The 14,193-nt window shown below is 65.9% G+C and carries 11 protein-coding genes; all 11 read left to right on the forward strand.

Annotated elements, in window-relative coordinates; genetic code table 11:
- The first annotated feature begins 108 nt into the window (after positions 1-108).
- A complete protein-coding gene (locus GO707_RS08840) occupies positions 109-2,373 on the forward strand; it encodes a hybrid sensor histidine kinase/response regulator (RefSeq protein ID WP_157012821.1) in 2,265 nt (754 codons plus the stop codon).
- Positions 2,370-3,788 (forward strand): ABC transporter substrate-binding protein, encoded by a 1,419-nt coding sequence (locus GO707_RS08845; RefSeq protein ID WP_157012822.1) that lies wholly within the window; start codon positions 2,370-2,372, stop codon positions 3,786-3,788. The genes GO707_RS08840 and GO707_RS08845 overlap by 4 nt, the downstream gene beginning before the upstream one ends.
- A gap of 445 nt (positions 3,789-4,233) precedes the next feature.
- Positions 4,234-5,409, forward strand: coding sequence for a prephenate dehydrogenase (locus GO707_RS08850; RefSeq protein WP_157012823.1), 1,176 nt, complete (start codon positions 4,234-4,236; stop codon positions 5,407-5,409).
- Positions 5,399-6,736 (forward strand): 3-phosphoshikimate 1-carboxyvinyltransferase, encoded by a 1,338-nt coding sequence (aroA, locus tag GO707_RS08855; protein WP_157012824.1) that lies wholly within the window; start codon positions 5,399-5,401, stop codon positions 6,734-6,736. Before GO707_RS08850 ends, aroA begins: the two co-directional genes overlap by 11 nt.
- Positions 6,736-7,407, forward strand: coding sequence for a (d)CMP kinase (cmk, locus tag GO707_RS08860; RefSeq protein WP_161127447.1), 672 nt, complete (start codon positions 6,736-6,738; stop codon positions 7,405-7,407). The genes aroA and cmk overlap by 1 nt, the downstream gene beginning before the upstream one ends.
- Positions 7,407-8,276 (forward strand): lysophospholipid acyltransferase family protein, encoded by an 870-nt coding sequence (locus GO707_RS08865; protein WP_157012826.1) that lies wholly within the window; start codon positions 7,407-7,409, stop codon positions 8,274-8,276. The genes cmk and GO707_RS08865 overlap by 1 nt, the downstream gene beginning before the upstream one ends.
- Positions 8,277-8,278: 2 nt before the next feature.
- Entirely contained in the window at positions 8,279-9,175 is an 897-nt protein-coding gene (gene ispH, locus GO707_RS08870; RefSeq protein ID WP_161127448.1) for a 4-hydroxy-3-methylbut-2-enyl diphosphate reductase, read from the forward strand.
- A 2-nt stretch (positions 9,176-9,177) separates the two neighbouring features.
- Positions 9,178-10,638 carry a DUF512 domain-containing protein gene (locus tag GO707_RS08875; RefSeq protein ID WP_157012827.1) on the forward strand — a complete coding sequence of 487 codons (1,461 nt, stop codon included), beginning with the start codon at positions 9,178-9,180 and terminating at the stop codon, positions 10,636-10,638.
- Between the two features lie 18 nt (positions 10,639-10,656).
- A complete protein-coding gene (gene der / locus GO707_RS08880) occupies positions 10,657-11,970 on the forward strand; it encodes a ribosome biogenesis GTPase Der (protein ID WP_157012828.1) in 1,314 nt (437 codons plus the stop codon).
- Positions 11,971-11,973: 3 nt separating this feature from the next.
- A complete protein-coding gene (plsY, locus tag GO707_RS08885) occupies positions 11,974-12,678 on the forward strand; it encodes a glycerol-3-phosphate 1-O-acyltransferase PlsY (RefSeq protein WP_237974047.1) in 705 nt (234 codons plus the stop codon).
- A gap of 171 nt (positions 12,679-12,849) precedes the next feature.
- Positions 12,850-13,848 (forward strand): NAD(P)H-dependent glycerol-3-phosphate dehydrogenase, encoded by a 999-nt coding sequence (locus GO707_RS08890; RefSeq protein ID WP_157012829.1) that lies wholly within the window; start codon positions 12,850-12,852, stop codon positions 13,846-13,848.
- Positions 13,849-14,193: the final 345 nt, after the last annotated feature.

Consider the following 14,193-nt stretch of genomic DNA (forward strand, 5'->3'; position numbering starts at 1 on the left):
GGTTGGGTTGCGGGCCCTTTCAAGTTCACCGTCGAGTTACGTTCTCGTGACCGCTTGTTTTCAGTGATAAACTGGCGCAGGAATAACAAGCATGCACAAGGACGGCTTTTGGAGCGCAGAAAGTACATCGCCATCGTATCGGCCGCGGCGGTCGTCATCGTCGTCGCGGTCTGCGTCTACCTGGCCCAACTCTCCGCGACGGTCGCCGGCAACCTCATGACCTCCGTGGACGAGATATCCCGCCACGACGTGGAGACCATCGAGGGCACGCTGAACAATTGCTACGCGCGCCTGGGCTCGGTGGCCGACCGCCTCGAGGTCTACGACGTGCAGACGGTGCACGAGGCCCAGGAGCAGCTGAACCTGGAGGCGGCCTCATCGGCCATGTTCAACGCGGTCTATCTCATGGAAGCCGACGGCACGCTCTACAGCAGCTCGTACGTGTGCCTCGGTGCCGACGAGCACGCCTACGACGAGCTTATGGAAGACGGGCGCGAGCACTTCGCCATGCTCTACGACGACGAGAACGGCCGGCTGGAAACCACCAAGGAGTCCCTCATCTTCGGCATCCGTCTGCCCGATACGGAAATCGGCGGGCGAACCTTCGTGGCCATGCTCGCCCGCAGCGACTTGTCCACCATCTCCAGCCAGCTGGTCATCGAGAGCTTCGACGGCCAGGGCGTCTCCTCGGTCGTGAACGCGCGGGGCTATTACATCGTGAGCGCCAGCCCTGCCACCGACCTCGCCGGGCGCGACAACTTCTACGACACGCTCGAGGCCGGGCGCATCGACGACGGCGTCACGGTGGAGGACATCCGCCGCAACATCGCCGCGGGCGAGAGCTTCGTCATCAATTGCACAACGAGCGCCGGCGAGGATCTCGTCATGTCCTTCGCGCCGGTCGCAGGTACCGAGTGGTCGTTCATCATGACGGTTCCGACGGAGGTGTTCAGCCAGCGCTTCGCCCCCTTTATCGCCATGACGGTGGGCATGCTCGGGGCCATGGTGGCGGTCATCTCCGTCATGCTGGCGGTCATCTACCGGTTCATGAGGCAGTCGATCCAGGCTCGGGCGGAGGCCGTCGCGCGCACGGAGTTCCTTTCGAACATGAGCCACGAGATCCGCACGCCCTTAAACGGCATCATCGGCCTGAACCATCTGATGGAGCGGCACGTGGACGACGCCGCCGCCATGCGCGACTACGTGAATCGGCTCGGCAAGGCCGCCCAGTACCTGCTATCGCTCGTGAACGACATCCTGGACATGTCGAAGCTGCAGGCCGGCAAGGTCGATTTGACGAGCGAGCCTTTCGACGTGAACGCGCTGGTCGACAATGTCTGCGAGATGCAGCGTGGGCCCATGGCTGACCGCGGGATCCGCTTCGAGCTGTCGCGCACGGTCGAGCACCCGTGGCTTCGAGGCGACGAGGTGCGCCTGTCGCAGGTTCTCATGAACATCCTGTCGAATGCGGTGAAGTTCACGCCCGAGGACGGCCGCATCACCATGAAGGTGCACGAGGCGGTGTACGCGTCGGGAAATGAGGCCGTGCTCACGGTGTCGATCGCCGATACCGGCTGCGGCATGACCAAGGAGTTCGCCGAGCACGTCTTCGACGCCTTCACGCAAGAGCGCAACCGCAACAGCGATTCCCAGAAGGGCACGGGGCTGGGCATGTCCATCAGCTACCTGCTCATGACGCAGATGGGCGGCTCCATCACGGTGGAAAGCGAGCCGGGGTGCGGTTCCTGCTTCACCGTCATCGTGACGCTTCCTACTGTCGCGAATGGTGATGGGTCGACGCCTGCTCAGGCGCCCTCGCTGATTTCGTCGAGCGTAGAAAGCGCGGAAGGCGTGGGAGGCTCAGAACGCGCGGAAAAGGTGGAAGCCGAAGTCGCCGAAACCGCCGAAGCCGTCGAAGCCCCCGGGGCCCCCGGAGCCGTTCGGGCTGTCTCCTCGCCGTCTGGTGCCGAAGCCGCTCGGGTGCCCGTCGAGATCCTCGTGGCCGAGGACAACGAGCTGAACGCCGACATCATCTCGTCCATCCTCACCGAGGAGGGCTTCTCCATCACCGTGGCCGAAAACGGCGAGGAGGCCGTGCGCCTGTTCTCCGAATCGCCGGTGGGACATTTCGCGGCCATCCTCATGGACGCCCAGATGCCGGTCATGGACGGCTACGAGGCCTCTCGCGCGATCCGCGATCTGAAGCGAGCCGATGCCAAGACGGTGCGCATCTTCGCCTGCACGGCCTCCACGTTCGCCGAAGATCGCAATCGCGCTCTGGCATCGGGCATGGACGACTTCCTCAGCAAGCCTTTGAACGTGACGGTCATGCTGCAAAAGCTTGAGGCCGTTCGGAAGAGCGGTGCCTCATGAGTAGCGAGAGCCGCAGAACGCATCGCAGGATGATCGAGCCGGCATTGTCGCCGACGCAAAGCGTCGCGCCGCCGATCCCTCGTCGCGGCATGACCCGCCGCGCCTTCTGCGCGGGAGCGGCCTTCCTCGCGGCCGCGGGGGCGCTGCCCCTTGCCGGTTGCAGCGGCCTGCCCTTCACGGGTGCCGCGCCCGTTCGTCTGGTGGTCAAGGTGCCCCGCACGGGCCACGATGTCGTCTTCGACGACTCCATCAGTCAGGTGGAGATGGTCATCCAGGGCATGGCCGACGAGTTCCAGCGCACCTACGCGCGCCCCGTCGACGTCGAGGTCATCGTCTTCGAGCAGAACCAGTACGACGAGGCCGTCGAGGGGTCGTTCGATACGGATAAGTCACCGGACGTGCTTTACGGCGACTACTTCAACATCTCCACCTACATTCGCACCGGGCGCGTCGTGCCGTTGGACGATGTCGCCACTCCGGCTATCCGCGACGACCTCTTCGACGATTTGTGGAACATGGGCGTGGTGGAGGGCCGCGCGTATATGATGCCCTATCTGGCGCGCCAGAACGTGCTCGCCTACAACAAGGAGATGTTCCGCAACGCGGGGCTTGGGGAGTTCATCGCCGAAGGGGAAATCACCGCCTGGTCGCTGAGCGAGTGGACGCGCATCTTGGACGCGCTTTCCGCCTCGCTTCCCGAGGGAAGCTTCCCGATGATGATGTACGCGGGCAGTTCCCAAGGCGACACCCATATCGTGACGCTTCTGCGCTCGGCCGGATCCAACATCTACGACGAGGCTGGCCACTTCAATCTCTCGGCACCCGAGGGTGTGTCGGCGTTCCGGTGGATTCAGGACGGCGTGGGACGCGGCTGGTTCCCGCCCCATGCGGAGAATCTCGAGATCGAAGACTGCTCCAGTTTGTTCCGCCAGGGGCAGTTGGCCATCTACATGGTGAACAACGCCTCCATCACCCGCTACGGCGATGCGGTGGGGCTCGTGAACTTCCCGGGGCCCGATGCCGACGGCAGCGCCACTGCCTTCGCCTCGGGCTTCCAGATCTTCGACAACGGCGATGCTGAGAAGCTGCAGGTGGCGAGGGATTTCCTCTCCTTTGTGTACGGCGATGGGTGCTGGCTCGACTACGCGGCGGGCGCGATACCGGCGAGCAAGCGCGTGTCCGACCGCTACGGGGCCGACATTCCCTTCTACGATCTGTTCCGCGCCAATGCCGGCAACGTATGGGATTTCACGGGCAACAACCCCGACACCCAAACAGTGCGCGAAATCTTCTATACGGGCATCCACGATCTGCTCATGGGCAAGACGACTCCCGAGGAGTGCGCCGCCTTTTTGGACGAGCGCTGCAACGCCGCCATCGACGAAGGCTGGGCCAAAAGCCAGCTGCATGAGTAGAGAGAAGTATAGCAAAGTTTCTCTAAAATACTAGTACAAATGTACGTTGCATTATGGTACCATATAACTGGCTGGGTGGCATGGTTGCCTCAGATAAGGAGGTTGCCATGGTTACTTGGACGCAATTGCTGACATTCGTCCTCGTGATTATTGCGGTGATCGATCTGACCGTAAGGGCCAGAAAGTGAAATAGCCGCTCCCGGTAAGTACGGAAAACGGCTACTTCGCCAAGCTACAAACTTGAAAACGAGGTAGCCGCCGTTCGCCCCGGCAAGCCACCCAGCCCCGTCAGTATATAACCCCAAACGGAATCCTGTCAAACATTGCGGAGGCGGAGAGACGTGCGGAAAATGCGGCGCTGGCGGGTGTTTGGGCGCGGGGGCGGTTCGTTCGTATACAATGGGTGGTGACTGGTACCTGATCGATTGAGGAAACAGACACTCCCATGACTGAATCTGCTGAACTGAACGGCGCCAACGCCCCCTTCTCGGCCGTGGCCGTCATAGGTCTCGGGCTCATCGGGGCGTCGTTGGCCGGGGCGCTTGCGGCCAAGATGCCCGGCGCGCGCGTCTTCGGGGTGGATACCGACGCCGCCACCTGCGCCGCCGCCACCGATCGCGGCTGGTGCGACGCGGCCTCGGGCCCCGACGACCCCGCCTTCCGCGCTTTCATCGAAAACGACTGCGAGCTCGTGGTCATCGCCACGCCGGTGGCCGCTGTGGACGACTACCTCGCCCGCCTGCGCGACTGGGGCTACACCGGCGTCGTCACCGACACCATCTCCACTAAAGGCCACATCCTCGCCGCGGCCGCCGAGCTTCTGCCGGCGCCTGCACGCTATGTGCCGGGCCACCCCATGGCCGGCTCCGAGCAGAGCGGCATCGCCGGCGCCCGCGCCGATCTCTTCGAGGGCGCGAACTGGATCCTCTGCCCCGACGAGTCCACCGTTCCCGAGGACTTCCAGCACCTGCACGAGCTGGTGACCGGCCTCGATGCCCGCGTGGTGTCGCTGCGCCGCGAGGAGCACGACGCCGCCGTGGCCGTGGTGAGCCACGTGCCGCACATGGTGGCCTCCTCCCTCATGCAGCTGGCGAGCGCGCACGCCGACGACACCGGCTCCATCATGCGGCTGGCCGCCGGCGGCTTCAAGGACACCACGCGCATCGCCGCGGGCAGCCCGAAGCTGTGGTGCGGCATCGCCTTCGACAACGCCTGCGCCCTGAAAAGCGGCCTGGACGAGATGGCCTCCATCCTGGGCTCGTTCGCCGCCGCGCTGGAAACCGGCGACCGCGAGACGTTCACGCGCCTGCTCGCCGAGGCCGCCGACGCCCGCCGCGCGCTGCCGGCCGCCTGGGTGCCCTCCACCGAGAAGCTGCTCGAGGTGCGCATCCCCATGGTGAACCGCACCGGCGTGGTCGCGGAGGTCTGCACCATTGCCAGCTCGGTGGGTTGCAATATACAATCTATTGACATCGACCACATCAGCGAGGGCAACGCCGTGCTCTCCCTCATCCTCACCGATGAAGGCGATATCGGCCAGCTTTCGATGCAGCTGATCAACGCCGGTTTCTCCGTATCGTTCAGTCCGCTCATGCCGAAGGAGTACGCTCATGTCGAATAGCGAATTCGCAGAACCCTACACGATCATCGAGCCTTTCGGGGGGCCCTTCAAAGGTGACGTCACGGTGCCGGGCGACAAGTCCATCTCGCACCGCGCCGTGCTGTTCGCGGCCATGGCCGAGGGCACCTCGCATCTTTCCGGCGTACTCGATTCCGAGGACGTGCGCGCCTCCATTCGCGCTGTGGAGGCTCTGGGCGCCGAGGTCGATTTGAAGGCCCAGCCCGACGGGTCGCTTTCCGGCACCGTCACCGGCTGGGGCGCCGAGGGGCCCAGCCAGCCTGCCGCCCCCATCGACTGCGGCAACTCGGGCACCACGGCGCGCCTGCTCATGGGCATTGTGGCCCCGTGGGACATCGAGGTGACCATCACCGGCGACGAGTCGCTCAAGAAGCGCCCCATGCGCCGCATCGTGGCGCCCCTGGCGAAGATGGGCGTCGATTTCAAGCCCGAGACGCCGGAGACGCTGCCCATCACCGTGTGCGGCAACCGCGCCCTGCGCGCCATCGACTACGCGAGCCCCATGGCCTCCGCTCAGCTGAAGACCGCCGTGCTCTTGGCCGGCGTTTTCGCCGACGGCACCACCACCGTGAACGAGCCAGCGCCCTCGCGCAACCACACCGAGCTCATGCTGCCGGAGTTCAACGTGCCCACCACCGCCGGCACCCGCGTGGCCACGGTGACCGGCCCCGCCGAGATGCTCGCCTCCGACGTCGTCGTGCCGGGCGACCCCTCCTCGGCCGCCTTCGTGGCCGCGGCCGCCCTGCTGAAGCCGGGCAGCTCCGTCACCATTCAGAACGTGTCGCTGAATCCGGCCCGCATCGGGTTCGTGCGCACGCTGGAGCGCATGGGCGCCGACATCCGCGAGTCCTACGGCGGGCATGAGGGCAAGGAGCCCCGCGGCACCATCACGGTGAACTACACGCCCGTGCTGCGCGGCTGCGAGATCCCCTCCCAGCACATCGCCTCGGTCATCGACGAGATCCCCGTGCTCGCCCTGGTGGCGGCCCATGCCCGGGGCATCACGGTGTTTCACGAGGTGGGGGAGCTGCGCGTGAAGGAATCCGACCGCCTCAAGGCCATCATCGACGGCCTGGCGCTTCTCGGCGTGGACGCCTGGGAAGAGGGCGACGATTTGTTCGTCGAAGGCAACCCGCAGCTGCAGGTGCCCCAAGGTCTCGTCTTCGAGTCTTACGGTGACCACCGTCTGGCCATGACCTGGGCGCTCGTGGGCGCCTGCGGGCGCGTGCCCGTATCGGTGACCCGCTTCACCTGCGTGGCCGTGAGCTACCCCGACTTCCTCGCCGACTTGAAGGGACTGGTGAAATAGTGATCGTCGCCATCGACGGGCCCTCCGGGGCCGGAAAGTCCACCGTGGCCAAGGCCGTGGCCAAAGAGCTCGGCTTCTCCTGCCTCGATACCGGGGCCATGTACCGCGCTATCGCCTGGCGCGCGCTGCAGGACGGCGTCGCGCTCGACGACGAGTCGGCCTTGGGAGTTATCGCCCGCACCTACGACATTGCCTTCGGGCATGTGGAAGGCGACCCGGTGCCGCGCCGCGTATTCATCGGCGACGATGAGGTGACCGACGCCATCCGCACCGCCGAGATCGACCGCGCGGTGAGCCCGGTGTCCGCCGCGCCCGCCGTGCGCGAGGCGCTGCTCGACCAGCAGCGCCGCATCGGCAACGCCGGCGACTACGTGGTGGAGGGCCGCGACATCGGTACCGTGGTGTTTCCCGATGCGGCCGTGAAGGTGTTCCTCACCGCCTCCGACGAGGAGCGCGCCCATCGCCGGGTGCGCCAGAACGTCGATCGCGGCATCGGTTCCATCGACTACGACGAGGTGCTGGCCGACCTGCGCCGGCGCGATGCGGCCGACTCCTCCCGCGCCACAGCGCCCTTGCGCCCCGCCGACGACGCCGTGCACATCGACTCCACCGCTCACTACATCGAGGAAGTCATCGAGCAGATCTGCACGCTAGCCCGAGAGGCGCGCTGATGTTCCTAAAATACTCCGAAATGTGGGACATGGATCTGGGTGGCGAACCCAGCAAGAACGAGATCCCGCACTGGTTCGGCAATGCGGCCTACGTGGTGGTGGGCGGCCTGTGCAAGCTGCTGTTCCGCTACCGGGTGGACAACCGCGACAAGCTGCGCGCTTTCCAAGGCGCGGAAGGGGCGCTCGTCATCTGCAACCACACGTCGTTCTTCGACGTCGTCTTCATGTACCTGGCCGCGCGCCCGAAGCAATGGGTGCGCCTCATGGGCCGCGACAGCCTCTTCGACAACGCCCACGGCCTGCTCGGCCAGGCGCTCTCGCGGGTGGGCGCCTTCCCCGTGAAGCGCGACACCGCCGATATGACCTCCATCAAGCGCGCCGTGCGCATGCTCAAGCGCCAGGAGCTCGTGGGCATCCTACCCGAGGGCACGCGCCGTGGCAAGACCGACCGGGTGCCCTCCATCCATGCCGGCGTGTCGGTGATCGCCCGCATGGCGAAGGTGCCCATCCTGCCCATGACCGTGCGCGGCGTGGAGCGCATCAAGCAGAAGGGCCAGCGCGTCCATTTCCCGAAGGTGACCGTCGACTACGGCGATCCCATTCTCGTCGGCGATTTCGACTTCCTGCCGAAGGACGAGCGCGTGGAAGCCTGCACCTGGTACGCCATGCGCGAGTGCTTCGCGCTGTACTACCGCTGCGCTCCCGAGGACGTGGACATGGCGGCGCTGTTCCCCGAGACGCGCGACTACGCCCCGGTGTTCGCCGAGCATCCTATCCCGCGCCACACGAGCGAGGAGCTGGCCCGCGCCGCCCGCACCGCTCGCGCCGAGAAAGCCGCCAAGGCCGCCGCGAAAGCGAAGGAGAGCTAACCGTGGAAGTGATTCGCGCGAAGCGGGCCGGGGCCTGCTACGGGGTGCAGCGGGCGCTGGACATGGCCGACGAGGTCATCGCCGACGGGAGCCGGGCCTACACGCTCGGGCCACTCATCCACAATCCGCAGGTGGTGGCCGATCTGGCCGCCCGCGGCGCCGAGGCCGTTGGTTCCGTGGAAGATATCTGCTGGGAAGGTGCCGCAGCCGGGGACGCGTCAGCGGAAGGGTCAGCTTCCGCAGCCGGGGACGTGCCGGCGGTGGTCATCCGTTCTCATGGGGTGACGCCCCAGGTGCTCGCCGCTGTGGAAGATCGCGGGTTCACTGTGGTCGATGCCACCTGCCCCCATGTGTCCCGGGCCCAGCACGCCGCCGCGGAGCTGGCCGGCGAGGGCTGCCGCGTCATCGTGGTGGGGGAGGCGGGGCACCCGGAAGTGGAGGGGCTCACTGCCTGGGCCGAGGAAGCCGGCGGCAAGGTGGACGTGGTGGCCGCGCCCGAGGAGATCCCGGAGGGCCTGTACGATCCGGTGGGCGTGGTGGCCCAGACGACCCAGCGCCGCGAGAACTTGGAGGCGGTGGTGGCCGCCCTGCGCGCGGCGGGGCTTGAGCCCATCGTGAAGAACACCATCTGCTCGGCCACGCGCCAGCGCCAGGAGGCCGCAGCCGATCTGGCTTCGGCCGTGGACGCTATGGTGGTCATCGGCGGCCGCAACTCGTCGAACACCACGCGGCTGGCCGAGGTGTGCGCGCTCACCTGCCCGCGCACCTTCCACATCGAATCGGCCGACGAGCTGGATCCGGCCGCCTTTGCCGGTTGCCGCCGCGTGGGCGTCACGGCCGGCGCGAGCACCCCTGAGAACCAGATCGCCGCCGTGGAAAAATTCTTGCGCGCCCTGTAGCCATGGCCACCTACCCCGGAAAAGACATCGAGCGCGAGGCCAATGCGCCCTGTGCCGCCTGCGAGCAGGCGACCCTCACTCCTGCCGAGGCGGCGGCCGCGGCCTGGGCGGGGCCGGCGGCGCGCATTATCGCCGTGGAGCCGGAAAGCCCCGCCGACGACGCCGGCTTTGCGCCCGGCTGCTACCTCACGACTGTGGACGGCGAGCCTTTGCGCGACATCATCGACTGGCGCTGGCTTGCCGCCGACGACGTTATCACTGTGGGCTACATCGATTTGGATGGCGAGGCCGGGGAGGTGGAGCTGGAGCGGGAGCCGGGTGAACGGTGGGGCTTTGAATTCGACGGCGTCCTGTTCGACCGTGTGAAGCTCTGCCGCAACGCCTGCGTGTTCTGCTTCATGCGTCAGCTGCCCGACGGCGTGCGCCCCTCGCTCGTGCTGCGCGACGACGACTTCCGTCTGAGCTTCCTTTCGGGCACCTTCGTCACGCTCACGAACTTGAAGCCGGAAGACGAGACCCGCATCATCGAGCAGCACATCAGCCCCTTGCGGGTGAGCCTGCACGCGAGCGAGCCGGATCTGCGCCGCCGCATGATCGGCAAGCACGCCGCCCATGGCCTGGCGGCCCTCGACCGTCTCCTGGCGGCCGGCATCGAGGCCCATGCGCAAATCGTGCTCATGCCCGGCGTGAACGACGGCGACGCTTTGCGCGAGACCTTGGAATGGGCCTGGGAGCGCCCCGGCATAAACGGCGTGGGCATCGTGCCTCTGGGCTTCACCAAGCACCAAACGGCCCTGCACGAGAGCTTCACGACGCCCGAGGCCGCCCGCGGCGTCATCGATGTGATCGCCCCCTTCCAGCAGCGCGCCCGGGCCGAGCGCGGAGGCCCCTGGGTCTTCGCCGCCGACGAGTTCTACGTGAACGCCTTCGGCGCCGACACCCCGGCCCATATCCCGCCGGCCTCCGACTACGGCGACTACGACATGTTCGAGGACGGCATCGGCATCGTCCGCTCCTATGTGGACGAGTTCGAAGAGGTCTGCGAAAACGGCCTGGCTGCCCGCGCCGCTGAGGCGCTGGCCGCTCGAAACCTCACGGCCCGCTACATCATCGGCGAGGCCATGCAGCCCTTCCTGGACGCCATGATCGCGAACAGCTCCCTGGCCGGCCGCCTCGTCCCCCTCACGGTGAGAAACGACTACTTCGGCGGCAACGTCAACGTCACCGGCCTCCTCACCGCCTCCGACATCGCCCCCGCCATCAAGGCCGCCAGCGAGGAAGAAGAAGGGACCCACCAGCTCTTCCTTCTCCCTAAAGTCATCTTCAACGACAACGGCGTGACGCTCGATGACATGACCGTGCAGGATATCGAAAACGCGGCCGGCGCCCCGGTGTCCGTGGTATCCTGTAACCCGCTCGATTATCTGCCTGAGATCATAAAGCTCGCCCAAGACGAGTCGTAAAGAATAGCGAGGATACCCATGGCCCTTCCCATCGTCGCCATCGTGGGCCGCCCGAACGTGGGCAAGTCCACCTTGGTCAACCGCATCGCCCAAACCGGCGACGCCATCGTGCACGAGATGCGCGGCGTCACCCGCGACCGCAGCTATCATAAGGCCGACTGGAACGGCGTCGAGTTCATGCTCATCGACACCGGCGGCATCGAGATGGGCGGCGACGACGCCTTCCAAGGCTCCATCCGCGCCCAGGCCTTCGAGGGGGCGCGCGAGGCCGACGTCATCATCTTCCTCGTGGACGGCAAGGCCGGCATCAACACCGACGACGAGGAGGTGGCCCGCATCCTGCAGAAGGCGGGCAAGCCGGTGTTCGTCGCCGTGAACAAGATGGACAACCCGGCCCGCATGGATGAAGTGTGGGAGTTCTACGCGCTCGGCCTGGGCGACCCGTGGCCGGTGAGCGCCCAGCACGGCAACGGCACGGGCGACTTGTTGGATGAGGTCGTGAACGAGCTGCGAAAGGTAGAGGTCGTTCCGGAAGAGGAGGTCGAGGCCATCAACGTGGCCATCATCGGCCGCCCGAATGCGGGGAAAAGCTCGCTCACCAACAAGCTCACCAACAACAACCGCTCCATCGTGTCCGATGTGGCCGGCACCACGCGCGACGCCATCGACACCCTGGTCGAGCACGAGGGGCAGATGTACCGTATCGTGGACACCGCGGGCCTGCGCCGCAAGAGCCAGATCGACGAGGACGTGGAATACTACGGCTTCGTGCGAGCCATGCGCGCCATCGACCGCGCCGACGTGGCCCTGCTCGTCATCGACGGCACCCTGGGCCTCACCAACGAGGACCAGCGCGTGGCCGGGTATGCCGCCGAGCGCGGGTGCGCCATGGTGATCGTGCTGAACAAGTGGGATATCGTGGAGGGCCCCGAGGAGAAGGCGAAGATCCGCGAGCGCATCGAGGACCGCATGACGTTCGTGGGCTACGCGCCGGTGGTGGCCATCTCTGCGCTCACCGGCAAGCGCGTCGACCGCATCTGGAGTGCCATCGACGACGTGTATGCCAACTACAGCCGCACCATCCCCACGGCCCGTTTGAACACCTGGCTCGCCGGTATCCGCGAGACGGGGCACACCGTGTCGAAGGGCAAAGCGGTGTTACGCATGAAGTACCTCACCCAGACCGGCACCTGCCCGCCGCACTTCACCTTCTTCGTGAATCGCCCCGATGTCGTGGACGACAACTACGAGCGCTACCTTGAGAACCGCATGCGCGAGGCCTTCCCCTTGGAGGGCACCCCCATCCGCCTCAAGTTCAAGAAGAAGGACTAACCCGTGGACACCGTCATCACGTATCTGACCCTGTCGTTCATCGTCTCGTTTTTGCTGGGCTCCATCCCCTGGGGCGTCATCGTCTCGAAGCTGGCCTTTCACAAGGACATCCGCGACGAGGGATCGGGAAACATCGGCACCACCAACGCCTTCAGGGCCATGGGGAAGGTCGGGGGTGCGCTCGTGTTCGTGCTCGATTTCGGGAAGGGGCTTTTGTCCGGCTGGCTCGCGGCCTTTGTGTTCGCCCCGGCCATAGCTGCGGTGCCGGTGGACGCCGTCACTCCCGACGGCCAGCTGCTTCTCGGCATCTTCGGCAATCCGGCTTTGAATCCGGTGGGCCTCGCTTTGGCCCTCGCTTTCGCGGGCTGCACGCTCGGCCACATCTTCAGCCCCTGGCTCAAGTTCAAGGGCGGCAAGGGTATCGCGGTGGCCGCCGCTTGCCTGTGGTTCGTATTCGGTCCGGTGGGTTTTTTCATCGAGATCGCCGCGTTCGCCCTCGGCATCGCCATCACCCGCTGCGTGTCCGTGGGCTCCATCGCCGCGGCGGCCATCTGCCCGCTGCTCGCCCTATACTTCTACTGGGGCCAGTGGGTACCTTGGCTCATCATCGCTGCCACGGCCTGCGTCGTCATCTGGGCCCACCGCGCCAACATCGCCCGCCTGCGCGCGGGCACGGAGAACAAGATAGGTGGTAAGAAAGCAGCCTAGCATCAACCATGGTTGAGCGAAGCGGAGATACGGGGTGTTCTGACCGAGCGAGTTCCGCAGCGACTGAAACAGGACTCAATGTCCTGTTTCACAAAGCGAGGACTGTCTGAGCGAATCAGAATACCGCGTAGCTCCGCTCTGGGGGAGTTGCGACCAAGAGAGAGGATTGATATGCGCGTAGCAGTGATTGGGGCCGGCAGCTGGGGAACGGCGTTGGCGCTCGTGCTGGCGGAAGCAGGCCACGAGGTGGTGCTCTGGGCCCGCACGCCCGAGGTGGCCCGTGCCATCAACGAGGAGCACCGCAACCCTCGGTACCTCTCGGACTACCGCCTTCCTTCCGCCATCCGCGCCACCGCCGACTACGCGTGTGCCTGCGAGGGCGCTGAGGCCGTGGTCATCGTGACGCCCTCGGCCGCCCTGCGCTCGGTGGCCGCCGACCTGCGAGAGCTCATTGCGCCTGCGACCCCCATCGTCATCTGCTCGAAGGGCGTGGAGGAAAAGACGGGCCTGCTTCCCATCGATACCTTCGCCGCCGAGCTGGGGAACGCCGGGCGCATGGCGGTGCTGTCGGGCCCCACCCATGCCGAGGAGGTTATTTGTCGCAAGCCGTCGGCCGCGGTGGTGGCGTCGGCCGACGAGGGGACGGCGCTGTTCTTCCGCGACCTGTTCGCCACGCGGTTCTTCCGCACCTACACCTCCGACGACCCGGTCGGGGTGGAGCTGTGCGCCGCCTTCAAGAACGTCATCGCCATTGCCGTGGGCATCTCCTACGGCATGGGCTTCGGCGACAACACTGCGGCGATGCTGATCACCCGCGGTCTCGCCGAGATGAGCCGCATGGTGGTGGCCGCCGGGGGAGAGGCACTCACCTGCATGGGGCTCGGGGGCGCCGGCGACATGGTGGTCACCTGCATGTCGCAGCACTCGCGCAACCGGCGGTTCGGCGAGCAGTACGTGGCCCGCGGCCTTACCCTGGACGATTTCACGGCGCAGACCCACATGGTGGTGGAAGGGGCCATCGCCTGCAAGACCCTGGCCACGCTCGAGGCCCGCTACGGGGTCGATTTGCCTCTGACTGATACGGTGCGCAGCGTCGTGTGGGAAGGGGTGAACCCGCGCGAGGCCGCGGCCGCCCTCATCGATCGGCCGCTGAAGAGCGAGTTCTACTAGAGCGATCTTTCAGGTTGTCCGGCCTTTAACGCCGGGACGGGGGTGCCGTGCTCAAACAGCGGTCTATGGCACTTCTCGTCTGGGGGTTCGGGCCTTTCCGTTTGCCATAGACCGAACTGCGCGCGGCACCCCCGCCCCGAATCTCGGGTTTGCTTCGTAAAATACGAGCGATTGCCTTAAGATTTCGCCAGGTAAACGGGGTGCATACATGGTCGCAACCGTCGGGCCTTCCCGCTTTCACGAGGACGGGAAGGCCTTATTGTTGTCATCAGCCGAGCGGAAGGGCGGAAATCCGGGCAACCGGGCGCCCGTACCGCGAGGTCCTTGACAACCAATTCGAGCTTT

This window comes from Adlercreutzia rubneri, assembly GCF_009755265.1.
GTDB classification, from domain to species: domain Bacteria; phylum Actinomycetota; class Coriobacteriia; order Coriobacteriales; family Eggerthellaceae; genus Adlercreutzia; species Adlercreutzia rubneri.

Bases quoted from the DNA above. Each gene is read 5' to 3' on its own strand.
- GO707_RS08845 (WP_157012822.1), top strand. From the start codon at position 2,370: ATGAGTAGCGAGAGCCGCAGAACGCATCGCAGGATGATCGAGCCGGCA.
- GO707_RS08850 (WP_157012823.1), top strand. From the start codon at position 4,234: ATGACTGAATCTGCTGAACTGAACGGCGCCAACGCCCCCTTCTCGGCC.
- aroA (WP_157012824.1), top strand. From the start codon at position 5,399: ATGTCGAATAGCGAATTCGCAGAACCCTACACGATCATCGAGCCTTTC.
- GO707_RS08865 (WP_157012826.1), top strand. From the start codon at position 7,407: ATGTTCCTAAAATACTCCGAAATGTGGGACATGGATCTGGGTGGCGAA.
- GO707_RS08875 (WP_157012827.1), top strand. From the start codon at position 9,178: ATGGCCACCTACCCCGGAAAAGACATCGAGCGCGAGGCCAATGCGCCC.
- der (WP_157012828.1), top strand. From the start codon at position 10,657: ATGGCCCTTCCCATCGTCGCCATCGTGGGCCGCCCGAACGTGGGCAAG.
- GO707_RS08890 (WP_157012829.1), top strand. From the start codon at position 12,850: ATGCGCGTAGCAGTGATTGGGGCCGGCAGCTGGGGAACGGCGTTGGCG.